Raw genomic sequence first — 18,509 nt, forward strand, 5'->3', positions numbered from 1 at the left:
ATGGATTATCGCCAACTGCGTTATTTCGTCGCTGTGTATGAAGAAGGCCATGTTGGCCGCGCTGCAGAGCGGCTGTCACTGTCCCAGCCAGCGCTCTCGCAACAGATTCGCCAACTTGAGCACAGCCTGGACCTGAGCCTGTTCGAGCGCAGCAACAAGCGCCTGCTGCCAACGCTGGCTGCGCATACCTTGTACAACCATGCAGTGCCCTTGCTCGACGGCCTGCAGCGTGCCCACGAAGCCATGCGCAACTTCAAGGGCCAGTCCCTGCGTACGCTGGCCATTGGGGTACTGCAGACCGTGCGCCCAAGCCTGGTGCCTCAGTTGCTTGAGCGTGTGCGCAAGGCCCAGCCGCACTTGGTGGTGCAGATCTACGAATTGTCAGGGCTGGAAATTGAACGGCGCCTGCTCAATGGCAACCTGGACATCGGCATCAGCTACCTGCCACCGCGACAGCCCGGGCTGCATGGGTTGCTGCTGTACGAAGACGAGCTGCAGTTGGTAATCCCCGATACCCACCCCCTGAAGGATTTCAAGAAGGTATCGATCAGGCAGGCTGCCGAATTGCCGATGCTGGTGCTCGGCGAAGAATTCCAGATTCGACAAATCTGGAAGGAGCAACTGGCCAACCAAGGGCGTCGGCCGCAGGTTCAGGCAGAAATGAACAACATGGCGGGGATTCTGGACAGCCTTGCGCACACGGCGCTGGCAACCATCCTGCCCGGGCGTGCCAAGGATGCCGCCGAAGATGATCAAGGGCTTTTGTGGAAGCCTTTGAGCGAGCCGCGTGTACCGCTGAAGGTCGGCTTGGTGTTCCGTGATGCACAGCGCCAGCAGGCTTCGGTGGAACTGCTTCGCACGTTGCTGGAAGAAGAAACCGATGCGCGGCAACTGGGGGCATCGCCACTTGGCTGAAAAACACACGCGCAAAGAAAACCCCGCCGAAGCGGGGTTTTCCAGACTGTTTCCCTGTGACATCCGTATCGCCCCACCGTCCTGGCAGGAAATCCCTTCGTTGTCCCTGTTCTGTCCTTTGCGCTTCCTGCGCAACGTCCATGTAAGAGAGATTAGCGGTGGATCCAATCTGATACCAGTGGCGAAAAGTCACCACGTCATGTAGGAAAAAGCTTACAAACTTCAGAACTGCTCTGCATCCAGCAGGTACAGTGACTCACTGCCCGCTTTCACCGAAGCCACCAGCGAATCCACACGCGGCAACAACCGCGCATAGTAGAACCGCGCCGTCCCCAGTTTGGCCGAGTAGAACGCCTCGTCCCCCTCACCCGCCTTGGCCGCACGCGCCATCAATGCCCACACGTAGGCATACGCCACGTAACCGAAGGCATGCAGGTACTCCACCGACGCTGCACCGATCTCGTTCGGGTTGCCCTTGGCCTGCTCCAGCACCCACTCCGTCAGCCCGTCGAGTTGATCCAGATAGGCACCCAGCGGTTTGGCGAACTCTTCCAGGTCGCTACCGGCACTGGCGATGAACTGGCGGATTTCATCGGAGAACAGCCTGTAATAGGCGCCACCGCTGGCCACTACCTTGCGCCCCAGCAAGTCCAGAGCCTGAATGCCATTGGTGCCTTCGTAAATCTGGGTGATGCGCACATCACGCACCAGTTGCTCCTGGCCCCATTCGCGGATGTAGCCGTGGCCGCCGAACACCTGCTGGCCATGCACTGTGCACTCAAGGCCCAGGTCGGTCAGAAACGCCTTGGCCACCGGGGTCAGCAATGCGACCAACTCTTCACTGCGCTTGCGCGTGGTCACATCCTCGCTGTACTTGGCGCTGTCCAGCTGCATTGCAACGTAGGTGGAGAATGCGCGGCCACCTTCAATCAGCGCCTTCATGGTAAGCAGCATGCGGCGCACATCAGGGTGGACGATGATCGGGTCGGCCACTTTATCCTTGGATTGCGGGCCGGTCGGGGCGCGGCTTTGCAAACGGTCACGGGCGTATTCGACGGCGTTCTGGTAGGAGCGCTCAGCCGAGGCCAGGCCCTGGATACCCACCCCGAGGCGCTCATAGTTCATCATGGTAAACATCGCTGCCAGGCCCTTGTTCGGCTCGCCCACGATGTAGCCAACCGCCTCGTCGAAGTTCATCACGCAGGTGGCCGACGCCTGGATGCCCATCTTGTGCTCGATGGAGCCACAGTTGGCCGGGTTACGCGCTCCCAGGCTGCCGTCTTCGTTAACGAGGAATTTCGGCACCAGGAACAACGAGATGCCTTTAGGACCTGCCGGTGCGTCCGGCAACTTGGCCAGCACCAGGTGGATGATGTTTTCGGTGAGGTCGTGCTCGCCACCGGTAATGAATATCTTGGTGCCACTGACTTTGTAGCTGCCATCAGCCTGAGGTTCGGCCTTGGTGCGGATAATGCCCAGGTCGGTGCCCGCATGCGGCTCGGTCAGACACATGGAGCCGGCCCACACGCCGGCGTACATGTTTGGCAGGTACTTTTCCTTCAACGCCTCGCTGGCGTGGGCATTGATCGACAGGCAAGCGCCTGCGGTCAGCATCGGGTAAAGGCCAAAAGCCAGGCTGGAGGCGTTGACCATTTCCTCGACCTGGGCCGAAATCGACTTGGGCATGCCCATCCCGCCGAACAGCGGATCGCCGCCCACGCCCACCCAGCCACCCTCGGCGTAGGTGTTGTAGGCCTCGATGAAACCGGCAGGGGTACGCACCGTGCCGTTCTCCCAATGGCAGCCTTCTTCATCGGCTGCGCGGCTGAGCGGGGCAATGGTCTTGCCGGTAACCTTGCCGGCCTCCTCCAGCACGGCAATGGCCGTCTCGGCGTCAACAGCCTCGGCCAACCCGGGCAATTGCGCCCACTGTTCAGCCACGTTGAAGACTTCATTCAGAACGAAGCGCATGTCGCGCAAGGGCGCTTTGTAGTCAGCCATGACAACCTCTCGCTGGTCGGGTCGGGGGCGGTCTGTGCAGACCGCGGCACGGGGATGAAATCCAGTGTAACCGAACAACGTTTGCGAGACATAGGGTCATCACGCGACCGCATAGTCCGTTATAGTCACGCCGTACGAACAGCCCCGCGCCTAGACTGTTGACCATAGACCATCACGCAGTTCCGGCCTGCCCCCTTGGCGCTGTAGAGCGCCTGATCAGCGGATTTGAGCACTTCTTCCGGATTGCGATGCTCCACAAGGCGCTCGGCAATGCCGATACTGATGGTCACCGAAACTGTGCTTGAGGGCGTACCCGCGCGTCGTTGGCGGCCAGCGCTGTCGTCTTGCGGGCGGCTGTTCTGATCACGCAGGTGCATCGCGTAATTGGCAATCATTTCGCGCACTGCCTCCACGTGTGGCACGCACTCTTCCGCCGTCTTGCCGGCAAACACAAGGGCAAATTCTTCACCGCCGTAGCGGTAAGCACGCCCTCCGCCAGTGACCTTTGACAGCCGACTGGCAACCAGCCGCAGCACCTGGTCACCGACATCATGGCCATGGGTATCGTTGAATTTCTTGAAGTGATCCACGTCGGTCATGGCGATCACATAATTACGGCCCAGGCGCTGCATGCGCTCATTGAGTGCCCGGCGCCCCGGCAGCCCGGTGAGTTCATCACGGAAGGCCATCTGGTATGCCTCGTGAGACACCGCCGCCGCAATCATCAACATCACCTGGCTGCACATGATGTTCAGGGTAAATGGCAGGATGAACGTCTTGGGCAGCATCCAGAAAATGCCGATAAGGCCAATTACCTGTGCGGCGTGCAACGGCCTGGGTTCACGTAGGTACTGAACGACCAGCAGGATAAATACGCCCAGAAACACGGGGTAGACCATCTGGATCAAGCTCATCCACTGGCCATGCAACGCCGGCCAGCGGATTTCAGCCAACCAACTCAGCAACGCCTCGGGGAAGCTCTGCTCCAGCGCTACCGCAACGCTGCCCACGGCAAACAACACGGCAAAACGCGCAAGCAGGTCCTGGGCGAGGTGCGTGCGCTCCTGCCAGGCACCGAACAGGCCGTACAAAGCAGGTAGCAGCAGGCACACCAAATGGAAGATCACGGCTGCGTCTTCACGCACGCGGCCATTGTCACGGTAGAAGTCAGTCTGGGTATCGAGCAGGAAATAGGCGATGTACACCGTCACCATCAAGAACAGCTCGCGCTGACGACGGTAAACCGCGCAATACGCACCGCCCAGCAGCAGCACCAAGGTGGGCAGCACGTTGAACAAGGATGTGAAGAAGACACTGAGGTCTCTCACATAGGCCGCCGCAAGCCCTGCCAGCAGAAGAATCAGCGAAGGCAGAAAGTGGCTCGCGCGTACAGCGTTAAGACGAAACAAGGGAATCTCCGACCCGGCAGATCAGTAATGGCATTGTGCCTTTAGTTTTTCGGCAGCGCACATGAATACATGAATGCTTGGGGGAGTTAACGGCAGGGGAGGCGGAGGGCTTGAGGTTTTGTTGTGTCTGGATTTGTGCGGGGGGCTGCTGTGCAGCCCATCGCGGCAAAAGGCCGCTCCTACAGGGAATCGCGTTCCCATTGTAGGAGCGGCCTTATGCCGCGATGGCCTGCAAAGCAGGCCCAACCGCTTTTAAATCGAAAGACCGAAGTCTTCTTCTTTCATCGCCATCAGGTTGCCAGCACCGGACAGCATGGTGGCCACATGGGTGCGGGTACGCGGCAGGATGCGCTGGAAGTAGAAGCGCGCCGTCTGCAGCTTGGCGGTGTAGAACGCTTCTTCCGACGTACCGGCCGCCAGCTTCTCGGCTGCCAGGCGGGCAATGTCTGCCCAGAAGTAGGCCAGGCACGCATAACCGGAATACATCAGGTAATCCACAGAAGCGGCACCCACTTCTTCGCGGTCCTTCATGGCGGCCATGCCCACTTTCATGGTCAGCTCGCCCCACTCCTTGTTGATCGCGGCCAATGGCTCGACGAACTCTTTGACCGCCTCGTTACCTTCCTGCGCCTGGCAGAACTTGTGCACGATCTTGGTGAAGCCCTTGAGCGCTTCGCCCTGGGTCATCAGCACTTTGCGGCCCAGCAGGTCGAGCGCCTGAATGCCGGTGGTGCCTTCGTACAACATCGAAATACGGCTGTCGCGAACGTTTTGCTCCATGCCCCATTCGGCGATGAAACCGTGGCCACCGTAAATCTGCACGCCGTGGTTGGCGGCTTCGAAGCCGACTTCGGTCATGAACGCCTTGGCAATCGGGGTCAGGAACGCCAGCAGGGCATCGGCCTTCTTGCGCTCTTCTTCGTCCTGGCTGTACTTGACGATGTCCACTTGCTTGGCAGTGAAGTACACCATCGCGCGGTTGCCCTCGGCGAAGGCCTTCATGGTCAGCAGCATGCGGCGCACGTCCGGGTGGACGATGATCGGGTCGGCTGCCTTGTCCGGTGCTTTCGGGCCGGTCAGCGAACGCATTTGCAGGCGGTCACGTGCGTACTTCAAGCCACCCTGGAAGGCCACCTCGGCGTGGGCCAGGCCCTGCAGCGCAGTGCCCAGACGAGCGGTGTTCATGAAGGTGAACATGCAGTTCAGGCCTTTGTTGGCCGGGCCGATCAGGTAGCCGGTAGCGCTGTCGAAGTTCATCACGCAGGTGGCGTTGCCGTGGATGCCCATCTTGTGTTCGATGGAGCCGCAGCTCACGCCGTTGCGCTCACCGATGCCACCTTCAACGCTCGGCAGGAATTTCGGCACGATGAACAGCGAAATGCCTTTGGTGCCCGCAGGCGCATCCGGCAGGCGGGCCAGCACGATATGGACGATGTTGTCGGCCATGTCATGCTCACCAGCGGAAATGAAGATCTTGGTACCAGACACCTTGTAGGAGCCGTCGGCCTGTGGCTCTGCCTTGGTACGCAGCATGCCCAGGTCAGTGCCGCAATGCGGTTCGGTCAGGCACATGGTACCGGTCCACTCGCCGGAAACCAGCTTGGTCAGGTAGGTTTCCTGCTGTTCATGGGTGCCGTGCGCGGAAATGGTGTTCATCGCGCCATGGGACAGGCCTGGGTACATGCCCCACGACCAGTTCGACTCACCCACCATCTCGCTCAGGGCCAGGCCCAGCGACTCGGGCAGGCCTTGGCCGCCGTGGGCAACGTCGTGAGCCAGGCTTGGCCAGCCGCCTTCGACGAACTGCTCGTAAGCTGCCTTGAAGCCAGTTGGCGTCTTAACACCCGATTCGCTCCAGGTGCAGCCTTCCAGGTCACCCACGCGGTTCAACGGGGCCAGCACCTGCTCACAGAACTTCGCGCCTTCTTCAAGGATCGCATCGACCATGTCGGGCGTGGCGTCCTGGCAACCCGGCAGGCTCTGATAGTGCGCCTCGTAGCCGAGCAGCTCGTCGCGCACGAAACGAATATCACGCAAGGGGGCTTTGTAATCAGGCATTGCGATGAACCTCTGTGATGAGTCCGGTGGGGTGACCGCTGATACCGACCAGCTCTTGGTGGCTTTCGGTCAAACAGTTGTTTGAAACTTACGTTTAGCAGTGCCCGATGTCAAGGAGGGACGATGGTGCCATTTGCGCCGCGAACGATGGCGTTTATGCCGCCGCCAGAAATCTATGTGCGATATAACGCCTGTGGGAGCGGGTTTAGCCGCGAATGCGGTGGTAAAACCACTGGTGCATTCGCGGGTAAACCCGCTCCCACAGAGATTACCTGTGCAAAAATCGAGCGATGGCGGCTCAGGCGTAGGTGTCGATAAACCGGCCGAGCATTTCGTCGGAAGCCTTGGCAACCTTTGCGCCGAGTTCGACTTCCTGCTTGCCCAAGGCCAGCTGCACCGTGCTGGTGGCCAGGTCCATTTGCTGACTGCGGTCGACCGCACGCAGGCGCTCGGCCTGATAGTCGCTGGACTGGCTGGTGGCGGCGCGTTCCACGCCGTTGTTGGCGATCTGGTCGGCCGCCTGGTAGATACGGTTCTGCCCGGTCTGGATGGCGCTTAGGCCCGCGTAGTAGGCAGAGCTTCCGGTGATTTCCATGTCAGGACTCCATTGACGCTGGATGTGAACACCGCCAATTAAAGCAGGCCACGGTGCAAAAGGCCCGTTTAAATCCCTAATGGCTCAGTGCCATTTGATAGGCCACGGGCATTTCAGTCCAGCAAGTCGAGCTGAAGATGCTCCGCCACCGCTTCAGCGCTCGGCTGCTTGAGCTTTGGCACCCGCCCCAAACAAGGCGCTGGCAGGCGCTCTGCAAGGCTGGCCAGGTTTTCTTCAAGGCGCGAGGTACGCGGCTCGACGATGTTGGCCACCCAACCCGCCAGTTGCAGGCCGTCGCGGGCGATGGCTTCGGCACTGAGCAACGCGTGATTGATGCACCCAAGGCGCACCCCCACCACCAGTATCACAGGCAGTTTCAAGGCAATGGCCAGATCTGACAGGTTGGCATGATTGGACAACGGCACCCGCCAGCCACCGGCCCCTTCGATCAGGGTGAAGTCTGCCCCTTGATCCAGCACATGGCGCATGGCCTTGAGCAACGCTGGCACCTCCAGCGCCACCCCCGCCTCGCGCGCGGCCACATGGGGGGCAATGGCGGGCTCGAAGGCGTATGGGTTTACCTCTTCATACGCCAGTTGCAGCGAGCTCTGGTCGATCAGTGCCTGGGCATCGCTATTGCGCAGCCCCTTCGGCGTCACCGTGCAACCGGACGCGACGGGCTTGGCACCCAGGGTACTAAGCCCTTGCAACCGCGCCGCATGCAGCAGCCCGGCAGCTATGGTGGTTTTGCCGACGTCGGTATCGGTTCCCGCGATGAAATAGGCTTGGCTCATTTCACTTCTCTCATGCCCGTGGCTTGCGCAACACACCATAGACCACCTGATAGGTGGCTGGCAGCCCTTGAGGCTGACGGAAGCCTTCGTACGCCTGCAACAGGCCTTGCATGCGCGCCCGGCCGGTGAGCCCGGAGGGGCGCCCCGGGTTCAGATTGTGAGCGCCTAGCGCCTTCAATTCGTGGGTCAGGCTGCGTACATCCGGGTAATGCAGTACATGAGCGCGCCGCTCCAGGGCAACCTGCTCAAGCCCACTGGCCGCGCACAGGCGCTGATAGTCCTCGAAGCGCCGGAAGCGGTTGACGTGCACCATGCCGTCCACGGCTTGCCAACTGGCACGCAGTTCATCGAGAGTACCAACGCACAAACTGCTGAATGCCAGCACGCCACCTGGGCGCAACACGCGCAGGGCCTCGTCAAGCACGCCTGCGAAGTGGCCGCACCATTGCACCGCCAGGCTGCTGAACACCAGATCGACGCTGGTATCACGCAAGGGCAGGCGCTCGGCATCACCCGCCACGTGGAACTGCGCCCCGCCCTGTTCGGCACGGGCGTGGCGCAACATGCCCTCTGCGATATCCACCGCAACGCCGCTGGCTGGCGCAAAACGCTCGGCCAACACTCGGCTGAAATACCCCGTGCCACTGCCAAGGTCGAGCCAGCGTGTCGGCGCCAGCGCTTCGGGCAACCGGTCCAGCAGGCTGATGCCCACCGCCCGCTGCAAGGCCGCCACGCTGTCGTAGCTGGCCGCCGCACGGGAAAACGACGCCGCAACCTGGCGTTTGTCGGGCAAAGTGCCAGGCAGGGTTGGGCGGGAAAGGTCAGTCATCACCACTCTCATGCAGGAAACTCTTGATGCCCTCCGCCAGCTCCTGTGGATACTCCATCAGGAACGCGTGGGAGCTTTCTTCAACCAGGCCGACTTCAACGTCAGGCAGCAACTCGCTCAGCGCCTTGGCGGCTTCGGGCGGCACCAGTGCGTCGCTGCCGGCAAACAGGTGCAACTGCGGGCCAGCGTAGGCCTGCAGCGCATCCCGGGTATCCAGCTTGGCCAGCACTTCCAGGCCGGTGGCCAGGTAAAGTGGATCGGTATCCGGCACGCCGACGCCCAACTGGCGCAGCAGCGTCCGCGGTTGCTGCGCGCCGTCGCTGCAGAGGGTACGGAAGCGTTTGAGGGTTACCGAGGTGTGGCTGCGGCAACCATCGAGGAATGTGCCAAACGTGTCTTCGGCCATACCGAAGGGCCAGTCAGGGCGCGCCACGAAGCTGGGGTTGCTGGCCAGCGTGAGCAAACCGCAGCAATGATCGCCCCGCTTGCGCGCCAGTTCGCTGGCGAGCATGCCGCCGAATGACCAGCCTCCCAACCAGGTATCGGTGGGCAATTTTCGGTCGAGATGGTCGACCCAAGCCTGGACATCAGCGTCGGCAAGCTCCGGCAGCGGCATCAGTTCGATTGTCAGGCGGGCGTCCTGGGCCCGCAGGCTCGCGGCCAAAGGCTCCAGTGCGGCGGTGCCCAGCCCCCAGCCAGGCAGAAGGATCAGTCGGTTACGCATCGGCGGGCTCCAGTTGTGGATAACACTCGGCCAATGCATTCAACAATAGCTGTACCTGAGCTTCACTGTGGGCGGCACTCAAGGTTACCCGCAGCCGCGCACTGCCCGCCGGCACGGTAGGCGGGCGGATTGCCGTCACCAGCAGCCCCCGCTCGCGCAGCATGCTGGAGAGGCGCAGCGCCTGGGCACTGTCACCGATCACGATCGGCTGAATCGGCGTGGGGCTTTCCATCAGTTGCAGGCCGATCTGCGCGGCGCCCTCGCGGAACTGGCGAATCAAAGCCGCCAGGTGCTCGCGGCGCCAGGTTTCACGGCGCAGCAGCTCCAGGCTCTTGAGCGTGGCGCAGGCCAGCGCGGGGGGCTGGCTGGTGGTGTAGATGTAAGGCCGGGCAAACTGCACCAGCGCGTCAATCAGTTCTTCGCTGCCAGCAACGAAAGCGCCCGCAGTGCCGCAGGCTTTGCCTAAAGTGCCGATCAGCACCGGCACATCTTCCACGCCCAGGCCAAAGTGCTCGACGATGCCCCCGCCCTGGCTACCCAAGGTACCCAGCCCGTGCGCATCATCAACCATCAACCAGGCGCCGCGAGCGCGTGCCACTTGCGCCAACGCCGGCAAGTCGGCCAGGTCGCCGTCCATGCTGAACACGCCGTCGGTAACCACCAGTGTGTTGCCGGTGGCTTTATCCAGGCGATTGCTCAGGCTGGCCGCGTCGTTATGCAGGTATCGGCTGAAACGCGCACCGCTGAGCAGCCCACCATCGAGCAAGGAAGCATGGTTCAGGCGGTCCTGCAGCACGGTGTCGCCCTGCCCCACCAGCGCGGTAATTGCGCCCAGATTGGCCATGTAACCTGTGGAAAACAACAGCGCCCGCGGGCGCCCGGTCAACTCGGCAAGCGCCTCTTCCACCTGATGATGCGGCGTGCTGTGGCCGATCACCAAATGCGAGGCGCCACCACCCACCCCCCATTGCTCGGCGCCTTTCTGCCAGGCGGCGATCACGTCGGGATGATTGGCCAGGCCCAGATAATCGTTGCTGCAGAAGGCCAGCAGGCGCTGGCCATCAACCACCACCTCAGGCCCCTGTGGGCTTTCCAGCAGTGGCCGCTGCCGAAACAGGTCTGCGGCGCGCCGTTCGGCCAGGCGCGCCGTTAGATCAAAGCCCATGTCAGGCCGTTGCTGCGTTATAGAACAGCTCGCTGTTGCGTTGCTCCACCAATGCCTGCTCAATGGCAGCCTGATGCACCTCATCGGCGTGCTCTTCGCGGGCTTCAGGCTTGATGCCGAGGCGGGCAAACAGCTGCATGTCCTTGTCAGCCTGCGGGTTGGCAGTGGTCAGCAGCTTCTCGCCATAGAAGATCGAGTTGGCGCCAGCCATGAACGCCAGGGCCTGCATTTGCTCGTTCATTTGTTCACGGCCGGCAGACAGGCGCACGTGCGACTTGGGCATGAGAAGGCGCGCAACGGCCAGCATGCGGATGAAGTCGAACGGGTCGACATCCTCTTCCTCGGCCAGCGGCGTGCCGGCAACCTTGACCAGCATGTTGATCGGCACCGACTCCGGGTGCTCCGGCAGGTTGGCCAGCTGAATCAGCAAGCCGGCGCGGTCGTCCAGCGATTCGCCCATGCCGAGAATGCCGCCCGAGCAAATCTTCATGCCGGCATCACGCACATAGGCCAGGGTCTGCAGGCGCTCACTGTAGGTACGGGTGGTGATGATGCTGCCGTAGAACTCCGGCGAGGTGTCGAGGTTATGGTTGTAGTAGTCCAGGCCCGCTTGGGCCAGGGCCACAGTTTGCTCTTGGTCCAGCTTGCCGAGGGTCATGCAGGTTTCCAGGCCCATGGCCTTCACACCTTTGACCATTTCCAGCACGTAAGGCATGTCCTTGGCGGACGGGTGCTTCCACGCAGCGCCCATGCAGAAACGCGTGGAACCAATGGCCTTGGCCCGTGCGGCTTCCTCCAGCACTTTCTGCACTTCCATCAGCTTCTGCTTTTCGAGCCCGGTGTTGTAGTGGCCGGACTGCGGGCAGTACTTGCAGTCTTCCGGGCAAGCGCCGGTCTTGATCGACAGCAGGGTGGAAACCTGTACGCGATTGGGGTCGAAATGCGCGCGGTGCACGGTTTGCGCCTGGAACAGCAAGTCATTGAACGGTTGCTGGAACAGCGCCTTGACCTCGGCCAGGGACCAGTCGTGACGTGTTGTTGCAGTTGTGCTGGCGCTCATCGGCGTTTCCTTGTTTAGGCTGTAACTGGCGCCGGGACAGGAAAGCCCACCAGCGCATCACGGATAGCTCGCATAGTCATGGATGGCCTATGAACTGTCAACCCAAGCCAAAACAACTGGTTTACAACTGGCTAAATTTCGATCAGTCGTGTTTGCTGTGTGATGCGCGCGCAGCTCAGGCTTACCCGATGTGCATGGCTTGCGAGCAGGAATTGCCTTGGCTGGAGGAATATTGCCTGCGCTGCGCCCTGCCATTGCCGATGGCCGATCTGGTCTGCGCCCATTGCAGCCGGCGTGCTCCTGCCTTCGAGCAGGTCATTGCACCGTGGCATTACGGGTTTCCGCTGGACACGATGATCAGCCGCTTCAAACACAATCGCCAATGGCCGCTGGGCCGGTTGATGGCAGAAATGCTGAGCATTAACCTGCAACACCGCTTTGCCGATGGCTTGTTGAAGCCCGGGTTGCTGTTGCCCGTCCCCCTGGCCAAGCGTCGACAGCGCGAACGCGGGTTCAATCAGGCCTCGATGCTTGCGGGCTGGGTCTCAAAGTGCCTTGATATCCGGTGCGATGAACGGCTGCTGCTACGCACCCGCGACACACCTGCACAACAAGACCTCAATGCCCGAGCCCGCCAGCGCAATTTGCGTGGGGCGTTCTCGCTGGCTGATCAACGCTCCCTTGAAGGACTGCATGTAGCAGTAGTCGACGATGTAATGACCACCGGCGCCACCGCTCAGGCCATCGCCAACCTGCTGCGCAAGGCCGGTGCGGGCCGGGTCGACATTTATTGCCTGGCACGCACGCCAAAACCGGGGCAAGCTTGACCGGTCAGTCCCACAAAGGCGCCAACATGTCCCTGCCCGCACTGCTCACCCAACACATCGCCCGCCGCCCCCAGCGCATCGCCCTGCTCCAGCACATCGCCGAGCAAGGCTCGATCACCAAGGCGGCGAAGGCCGCCGGCATCAGCTACAAGGCCGCCTGGGACGCCATCGACGAGCTCAACAACCTCGCCAGCCAACCGTTGGTTGAGCGCAGCACCGGGGGGCGCGGGGGCGGTGGTGCGCGGTTGTCGGCCGAAGGTGAGCGGGTGCTGAGGCTGTATCAGCGGCTGCAAACGCTGCAGGCTCAAATTCTTGAAGCCGCAGAAGAATCCAGCGACCTCGACCTGCTCGGGCGGCTGATGCTGCGCACCAGTGCCCGCAACCAATTGCAGGGCCAGGTCAATGGTTTGCGGCGCGAGGGGCGGCATGATCGGGTTAGCCTGGCACTGGGCGGCGGGCTGGAAATCGAGGCGCTGATTACCCATGACAGTACGGCACGGCTTGAGTTGAGCCTGGGTAGCGTCGTTATTGCGTTGCTCAAAGCAGGGTGGGTGCAGTTGCTGGGGGCTGGCGATGAGGTCGAGCCTGGCTGCAACGTGCTGCCAACCACGGTCGAGGAAGTGCTGGACGATGGGCATGAGTCGGTTGAGGTGCGTCTGGCGCTGGGTAATGGGCAAACGCTGTGCGCATTGACTGAAAGGCCGTGGCTGGTGCGCGAGGGCGTGGGTATCGGTAGCCAATTGCGTGCGCAGTTTCATCCGTCCTATGTGCTGCTGGGCGTACCTGCCTGAGTCGCCCGCGTCGCGGCTGAAGCCGCTCCTACAGGGGCAGCGTCATGCTGGGGTGGACAATGTGGGTTACCATGCTCCAACGCCGCCCACCCCGGAGCAATCATGTCTCACCCCTTCGACACCCTCACCCCTGACCTGGTCCTGGACGCCGTCGAGAGCCTTGGTTTTCTCAGCGACGCGCGCGTCCTGGCCCTGAACAGCTACGAAAACCGCGTTTATCAGGTGGGTATCGAAGATTCACAGCCGCTGATTGCCAAGTTCTACCGCCCTGGCCGTTGGAGCAATGAGGCCATCCTTGAAGAACACCGCTTCACCGCCGAACTCGCCGAACGCGAAGTGCCCGTGGTGGCGCCGCTGCAACATGAAGGCCAGACACTGTTCGAACACCAGGGCTTTCGCTTCACCCTGTTCCCCCGCCGTGGTGGCCACGCGCCGGAGCCTGGCAACCTCGATCAACTCTATCGCCTTGGCCAATTGCTTGGCCGCTTGCACGCCGTGGGCTCGATGCGCCCCTTCGAGCACCGTGAGGCGCTGGCTGTGGACAACTTTGGCCATGCCTCGCTGAACACGCTGCTCGACGGCGGCTTCGTCCCCAAAGAGCTACTCCCTGCATTCGAATCGGTCGCCCGCGACCTGCTCAAGCGCGTCGAGGACGTTTATGCACGCACGCCCCATCAGGTAATCCGCCTGCACGGCGACCTGCACCCTGGCAACCTCATGCACCGCGATGAGGTGTACCACATGGTCGACCTTGACGATTGCCGCATGGGGCCGGCCGTGCAAGACCTGTGGATGATGCTTGCGGGCAGCCGCGAGGAGCGCCTGGGGCAGTTGGCCGAACTGATCGACGGCTACAACGAACTCCATGACTTCGACCCGCGAGAGTTGGCACTGATCGAGCCTTTGCGCGCCCTGCGCCAGCTCCACTACAGCGCCTGGCTGGCGCGCCGCTGGGACGACCCGGCCTTCCCACCAAGCTTCCCCTGGTTTGGCCAGCCACGTTACTGGGGCGACCAGATTCTCGCCCTGCGCGAGCAATTGGCGGCACTGGATGAAGCGCCGCTGAAATTGTTCTAGATGTGTCAGCAGCTCTGTCTACAATAGGCGTCGCTTTATTTAGCTTCCTAAGCAAGGATTCTGCATGCACGCCGCAAACCCGCGCCGCGGGTACATTCTTGGCCTTACCGCCTACATCATCTGGGGCTTGTTCCCGCTGTATTTCAAAGCCATCCAGAGCATCCCGGCGGTGGAAATCATCGTCCACCGGGTGCTTTGGTCTGCCCTGTTCGGCTCGCTGTTGCTGTTGGTGTGGAAACACCCTGGCTGGTGGCGCGAGCTGCGTGAAAACCCTCAGCGCCTGGCCATTCTTGCCCTGAGTGGCGCACTGATTGCCTTCAACTGGCTGACCTATGTGTGGGCAGTGAACAACGGCCGCATGCTCGAAGCCAGCCTGGGTTATTACATCAACCCGCTGGTAAACGTATTGCTCGGCATGCTGCTGCTGGGAGAGCGCCTGCGGCGCCTGCAATGGCTGGCCGTGGGGCTGGCCGCGCTGGGCGTGGCGCAGCAGGTGTGGCAAGCCGGCAGCTTGCCTTGGGTATCGCTGGCGCTGGCGTTGAGCTTTGGTTTTTACGGCCTGATTCGTAAAAAGGCGCCGGTCGCAGCGCTGCCTGGCCTAGTGGTGGAAACCTGGATGCTGGTGCCGCTGGCCGCGGGCTGGCTGCTGCTCAACCCCACCGCCATGAGCGCACAGGGCGCCTTCTATACCAGCAGCGAGGCGCTCTGGTTGATGGCGGCAGGGCCGGTGACGCTGGTGCCGTTGGTATGCTTCAACGCCGCTGCGCGCCACCTGCCCTACACCACGCTGGGGTTCTTGCAGTACCTGGCGCCTACCTTGGTGTTGTTACAGGCGGTGTTGTTGTTTGATGAGCACTTGTCGCTGAGTAGCCTGGTGGCGTTCATGTGCATTTGGGCGGGGTTGGCGCTGTACAGCGTCGATGCTTGGCTGAGCCTGCGCAAACGCGCCTGATCAAAAAACAATCAACACCTTGCAGGCCACGCCGTTTGTGGCCTGCAGCATGATCTCCAAAGGTTATCCACAGGGCCTTCCCCGTTAAATCGGGATAACCCTAAAAGTTGCTCAATCCTCTGGTCGCAGCTTCAGTTCCACCATCAAGTCATCCGCCAGGCTTTCCAGCTTGCGCTGCAAGTCGTCCAGCGACAGCGTCAACGGCAACGCCAGCAGGGCATCGGCAACGAAGAGCGGCTCGCTGCTCATCGGCGCCGGGCGTACCTCCGTGGTGAACCGCTCCAGGTTCACCCCCTGCTCTGCCAGCAACCGGGTAATGTCCCGCACAATCCCTGGCCGGTCATTACCGACCAGCTCCATTGCAATCGGCTTCCAGGTGCACGAAGGTTCGATACCGCTTTCCGCGATCAGCACGCGAATGTCATGCTTTGAAAGTTTCTCTAAAGCCTTCACCAGATCTTCGTAATTCTCTGCCGGCACCGCCACCCGCAAGATCCCGGCAAACTGCCCGGCCATGCGCGACATGCGGCTCTCCAGCCAGTTACCGTTATGGTCGGCAATGCACTGGGCAATGCGCTCGACCTGGCCGGCCTTGTCAGGCGCAATCACAGTGAGTACAAGATGATCCACAGGGTTTTCCTCTGTGCCGAGCCGCGCCAGGCGGCATGAATGCGGGGCGTCGCATCAGTATAGGCAAGGCGCGGCAACCTGCCGCAGGGCAATCCGCGCAATTAATCGTGTACTGTTTCAAGATTTATCTGGAACAATCCACCAGTTTTTTGCGAACATACTGTCTCCCAGCGTGACCCCAAGCGACCACACGGTCGCAGAGCGACGCTTTTAGTCTGATGTTCACCTGCCTGCTGCTTCATGTAGTATGCGTCGACGCGGACTACAAAACGTCGTTTCGATGTCTGCCAAGGCGCCTGTGAAAATACGCCAACCGCCCGCCAGCCCGTCTGGCGAGCCGCACCCAGCCGCGCTCGTAGCCACGAGGGCAAGCACTGGTGCCGTGTTTAGAGAAGCGCTACAGGCTTAATAAAGAAGAGCGAAAGCGAAATAGCTGAGCAGAGGTGAGGCAAGCAATGACTGGATACGTTCAAGTCGGTGGCCTTCAGGTCGCCAAGGTCCTGTTCGACTTCGTCAACAACGAAGCCATTCCGGGGACCGGCATCGTCGCCGAGCAGTTCTGGGCGGGTGCCGAGAAGATCATCAATGACCTCGCTCCCAAGAACAAAGCCCTGCTCGCCAAGCGCGACGAGCTGCAGGCCAAGATCGACGCCTGGCACCAGGCACGCAAAGGCCAGGCCCACGACGCCGTAGCCTACAAGAGCTTCCTCCAGGAAATCGGCTACCTGTTGCCACAAGCCGACGATTTCCAGGCCACCACCCAGAATGTGGACGAAGAAATCGCCCACATGGCCGGCCCACAGCTGGTCGTGCCGGTGATGAACGCACGCTTCGCCCTGAACGCCGCCAACGCCCGTTGGGGTTCGCTGTACGACGCCCTGTATGGCACCGATGCCATCAGTGATGAAGGTGGCGCCGAGAAAGGTCAAGGCTACAACAAGCTTCGCGGCGACAAGGTTATCGCCTTCGCCCGCGCCTTCCTCGACGAAGCTGCGCCATTGGCGGCCGGTTCCCACGTCGACTCTACCGCTTACCGCATCGAAGGCGGCAAGCTGGTCGTTTCGCTCAAAGGCGGCAGCAACAGCGGCCTGCGTGACGACGCGCAACTGATCGGCTTCCACGGCGATGCCGCTGCGCCAACCGCCGTGTTGCTCAAGCACAACGGCCTGCACTTCGAAATCCAGGTCGATGCCAGCACCCCGGTCGGTAGCACTGATGCAGCCGGCGTGAAAGACATCCTGATGGAATCGGCCCTGACCACCATCATGGACTGCGAAGACTCTGTCGCCGCTGTCGACGCTGACGACAAGGTCATCGTCTACCGCAACTGGCTGGGCCTGATGAAAGGCGACCTGGCCGAAAGCGTGAGCAAAGGCGGTAAAACCTTCACCCGCACCATGAACCCGGACCGCGAGTACGCCGCACCTAACGGTGGCAGCGTAACCCTGCACGGCCGTTCGCTGCTGTTCGTGCGCAACGTTGGCCATTTGATGACCAACCCGGCGATTCTCGATGCCCAAGGCAACGAAATCCCTGAAGGTATCCAGGACGGCCTGTTCACCAACCTCGTCGCCCTGCACAACCTTAAAGGCAACACCAGCCGCAAGAACACCCGCACTGGCAGCGTTTACATCGTCAAGCCGAAGATGCACGGCCCTGAAGAAGTGGCGTTCGCCGCCGAGATCTTCAGCCGCGTCGAAGACCTGCTGGGTATGGCACGCAACACCGTCAAAGTCGGGATCATGGACGAGGAACGCCGCACCACGGTCAACCTCAAGTCCTGCATCAAAGCCGCCGCCGAGCGCGTGGTGTTCATCAACACCGGTTTCCTCGACCGCACCGGTGACGAAATCCACACCTCCATGGAAGCCGGCGCCGTCGTGCGCAAAGGCGCCATGAAGAACGAGAAGTGGATTGGCGCCTACGAAAACAACAACGTCGACGTGGGCCTGGCCACTGGCCTGCAAGGCCGTGCGCAGATCGGCAAAGGCATGTGGGCCATGCCGGACCTGATGGCCGCCATGCTCGAGCAGAAAATCGCTCACCCGCTGGCTGGTGCCAATACCGCCTGGGTTCCGTCGCCGACTGCTGCAACGCTGCATGCCCTGCACTACCACAAGGTCGATGTACAGGCCCGTCAGCGTGAGCTGGCGTCCCGCACCCCGGCGTCGGTTGACGACATTCTGACCATCCCGCTGGCCGCCGATACCAACTGGTCGGCTGATGAAATCCGCAACGAACTGGACAACAATGCCCAAGGCATTCTTGGCTACGTCGTGCGCTGGATCGACCAGGGCGTGGGTTGCTCGAAGGTGCCGGACATCAACGACGTCGGCCTGATGGAAGACCGCGCCACCCTGCGCATTTCGGCCCAGTTGCTGGCCAACTGGCTGCGCCATGGCGTGGTCAGCGAGGCGCAGGTGCTGGAAAGCCTCAAGCGCATGGCCGCGGTGGTCGACAAGCAGAACGCTGGCGATGCCTTGTATCGCCCAATGGCACCGAACTTCGACGATAACGTCGCGTTCCAGGCGGCCATCGAACTGGTGATTGAGGGTGCCAAGCAGCCGAACGGGTATACCGAGCCGGTTCTGCACCGCCGTCGTCGCGAGTTCAAGGCGCGTAACGGGCTGTAAGGCCCCTTCGCGGATAAATCCGCTCCTACAGGTACAACCTGTAGGAGCG

Annotated in this window: 16 protein-coding genes; 6 read left to right on the forward strand and 10 right to left on the reverse strand. The window is 61.5% G+C overall.

Annotated elements, in window-relative coordinates:
- Positions 1-915 carry a LysR family transcriptional regulator gene (locus PVV54_RS24355; protein WP_274907636.1) on the forward strand — a complete coding sequence of 305 codons (915 nt, stop codon included), beginning with the start codon at positions 1-3 and terminating at the stop codon, positions 913-915.
- A gap of 222 nt (positions 916-1,137) precedes the next feature.
- Here PVV54_RS24355 and PVV54_RS24360 read toward each other — a convergent pair whose 3' ends face one another.
- The 9 genes from PVV54_RS24360 to bioB form a co-directional block, all read right to left on the reverse strand.
- Positions 1,138-2,916 (reverse strand): acyl-CoA dehydrogenase C-terminal domain-containing protein, encoded by a 1,779-nt coding sequence (locus PVV54_RS24360; RefSeq protein WP_274907637.1) that lies wholly within the window; start codon positions 2,914-2,916, stop codon positions 1,138-1,140.
- Between the two features lie 125 nt (positions 2,917-3,041).
- Complete coding sequence (locus PVV54_RS24365) at positions 3,042-4,325, reverse strand: GGDEF domain-containing protein (protein WP_274907638.1); 1,284 nt, start codon at positions 4,323-4,325, stop codon at positions 3,042-3,044.
- Between the two features lie 252 nt (positions 4,326-4,577).
- Positions 4,578-6,383, reverse strand: a complete 1,806-nt coding sequence (locus PVV54_RS24370) for a phenylacyl-CoA dehydrogenase (RefSeq protein WP_274907639.1) — start codon at positions 6,381-6,383, stop codon at positions 4,578-4,580.
- A 298-nt stretch (positions 6,384-6,681) separates the two neighbouring features.
- A complete protein-coding gene (locus PVV54_RS24375; RefSeq protein ID WP_274907640.1) occupies positions 6,682-6,978 on the reverse strand; it encodes a pyrroloquinoline quinone biosynthesis protein PqqE in 297 nt (98 codons plus the stop codon).
- 113 nt (positions 6,979-7,091) lie between these two features.
- The gene (gene bioD / locus PVV54_RS24380) at positions 7,092-7,772 is read right to left on the reverse strand and encodes a dethiobiotin synthase (protein ID WP_274907641.1); all 681 of its coding nucleotides are present in this window, start codon (positions 7,770-7,772) and stop codon (positions 7,092-7,094) included.
- A gap of 10 nt (positions 7,773-7,782) precedes the next feature.
- The gene (gene bioC, locus PVV54_RS24385; protein ID WP_274907642.1) at positions 7,783-8,601 is read right to left on the reverse strand and encodes a malonyl-ACP O-methyltransferase BioC; all 819 of its coding nucleotides are present in this window, start codon (positions 8,599-8,601) and stop codon (positions 7,783-7,785) included.
- Positions 8,594-9,325 carry an alpha/beta fold hydrolase gene (locus tag PVV54_RS24390; RefSeq protein WP_274907643.1) on the reverse strand — a complete coding sequence of 244 codons (732 nt, stop codon included), beginning with the start codon at positions 9,323-9,325 and terminating at the stop codon, positions 8,594-8,596. Before PVV54_RS24390 ends, bioC begins: the two co-directional genes overlap by 8 nt.
- Positions 9,318-10,490 (reverse strand): 8-amino-7-oxononanoate synthase, encoded by a 1,173-nt coding sequence (gene bioF, locus PVV54_RS24395; protein WP_274907644.1) that lies wholly within the window; start codon positions 10,488-10,490, stop codon positions 9,318-9,320. Before bioF ends, PVV54_RS24390 begins: the two co-directional genes overlap by 8 nt.
- Position 10,491: 1 nt before the next feature.
- A complete protein-coding gene (gene bioB / locus PVV54_RS24400) occupies positions 10,492-11,550 on the reverse strand; it encodes a biotin synthase BioB (protein WP_274907645.1) in 1,059 nt (352 codons plus the stop codon).
- An 89-nt stretch (positions 11,551-11,639) separates the two neighbouring features.
- On the opposite strand from bioB, the gene PVV54_RS24405 reads away from it, so the two are divergent.
- The 4 genes from PVV54_RS24405 to rarD all read left to right on the forward strand — a co-directional run bounded on the left by PVV54_RS24405 (position 11,640) and on the right by rarD (position 15,197).
- Entirely contained in the window at positions 11,640-12,377 is a 738-nt protein-coding gene (locus PVV54_RS24405; RefSeq protein WP_274907646.1) for a ComF family protein, read from the forward strand.
- Between the two features lie 26 nt (positions 12,378-12,403).
- A complete protein-coding gene (locus tag PVV54_RS24410; protein ID WP_274907647.1) occupies positions 12,404-13,168 on the forward strand; it encodes a TOBE domain-containing protein in 765 nt (254 codons plus the stop codon).
- Positions 13,169-13,270: 102 nt separating this feature from the next.
- The gene (locus tag PVV54_RS24415) at positions 13,271-14,245 is read left to right on the forward strand and encodes a serine/threonine protein kinase (RefSeq protein WP_274907648.1); all 975 of its coding nucleotides are present in this window, start codon (positions 13,271-13,273) and stop codon (positions 14,243-14,245) included.
- Between the two features lie 64 nt (positions 14,246-14,309).
- Positions 14,310-15,197 carry an EamA family transporter RarD gene (gene rarD, locus PVV54_RS24420; protein ID WP_274907649.1) on the forward strand — a complete coding sequence of 296 codons (888 nt, stop codon included), beginning with the start codon at positions 14,310-14,312 and terminating at the stop codon, positions 15,195-15,197.
- Positions 15,198-15,308: 111 nt separating this feature from the next.
- Here rarD and PVV54_RS24425 read toward each other — a convergent pair whose 3' ends face one another.
- Positions 15,309-15,827 carry a glycine cleavage system protein R gene (locus tag PVV54_RS24425; RefSeq protein ID WP_274907650.1) on the reverse strand — a complete coding sequence of 173 codons (519 nt, stop codon included), beginning with the start codon at positions 15,825-15,827 and terminating at the stop codon, positions 15,309-15,311.
- Positions 15,828-16,282: 455 nt separating this feature from the next.
- Between PVV54_RS24425 and PVV54_RS24430 the strand changes: the two genes are divergently transcribed.
- Positions 16,283-18,460 carry a malate synthase G gene (locus PVV54_RS24430; RefSeq protein ID WP_274907651.1) on the forward strand — a complete coding sequence of 726 codons (2,178 nt, stop codon included), beginning with the start codon at positions 16,283-16,285 and terminating at the stop codon, positions 18,458-18,460.
- Positions 18,461-18,509: the final 49 nt, after the last annotated feature.

It is taken from the genome of Pseudomonas sp. PSKL.D1 (genome assembly GCF_028898945.1).
In the GTDB taxonomy this organism is placed as follows: domain Bacteria; phylum Pseudomonadota; class Gammaproteobacteria; order Pseudomonadales; family Pseudomonadaceae; genus Aquipseudomonas.

What these genes read in the sequence shown, in the direction of transcription:
- PVV54_RS24355 (WP_274907636.1), top strand. Translation starts at nt 1, where the DNA reads ATGGATTATCGCCAACTGCGTTATTTCGTCGCTGTGTATGAAGAAGGC.
- PVV54_RS24360 (WP_274907637.1), bottom strand. Translation starts at nt 2,916, where the DNA reads ATGGCTGACTACAAAGCGCCCTTGCGCGACATGCGCTTCGTTCTGAAT.
- PVV54_RS24370 (WP_274907639.1), bottom strand. Translation starts at nt 6,383, where the DNA reads ATGCCTGATTACAAAGCCCCCTTGCGTGATATTCGTTTCGTGCGCGAC.
- PVV54_RS24375 (WP_274907640.1), bottom strand. Translation starts at nt 6,978, where the DNA reads ATGGAAATCACCGGAAGCTCTGCCTACTACGCGGGCCTAAGCGCCATC.
- bioD (WP_274907641.1), bottom strand. Translation starts at nt 7,772, where the DNA reads ATGAGCCAAGCCTATTTCATCGCGGGAACCGATACCGACGTCGGCAAA.
- bioC (WP_274907642.1), bottom strand. Translation starts at nt 8,601, where the DNA reads ATGACTGACCTTTCCCGCCCAACCCTGCCTGGCACTTTGCCCGACAAA.
- PVV54_RS24390 (WP_274907643.1), bottom strand. Translation starts at nt 9,325, where the DNA reads ATGCGTAACCGACTGATCCTTCTGCCTGGCTGGGGGCTGGGCACCGCC.
- bioF (WP_274907644.1), bottom strand. Translation starts at nt 10,490, where the DNA reads ATGGGCTTTGATCTAACGGCGCGCCTGGCCGAACGGCGCGCCGCAGAC.
- bioB (WP_274907645.1), bottom strand. Translation starts at nt 11,550, where the DNA reads ATGAGCGCCAGCACAACTGCAACAACACGTCACGACTGGTCCCTGGCC.
- PVV54_RS24405 (WP_274907646.1), top strand. Translation starts at nt 11,640, where the DNA reads ATGAACTGTCAACCCAAGCCAAAACAACTGGTTTACAACTGGCTAAAT.
- PVV54_RS24410 (WP_274907647.1), top strand. Translation starts at nt 12,404, where the DNA reads ATGTCCCTGCCCGCACTGCTCACCCAACACATCGCCCGCCGCCCCCAG.
- PVV54_RS24415 (WP_274907648.1), top strand. Translation starts at nt 13,271, where the DNA reads ATGTCTCACCCCTTCGACACCCTCACCCCTGACCTGGTCCTGGACGCC.
- rarD (WP_274907649.1), top strand. Translation starts at nt 14,310, where the DNA reads ATGCACGCCGCAAACCCGCGCCGCGGGTACATTCTTGGCCTTACCGCC.
- PVV54_RS24430 (WP_274907651.1), top strand. Translation starts at nt 16,283, where the DNA reads ATGACTGGATACGTTCAAGTCGGTGGCCTTCAGGTCGCCAAGGTCCTG.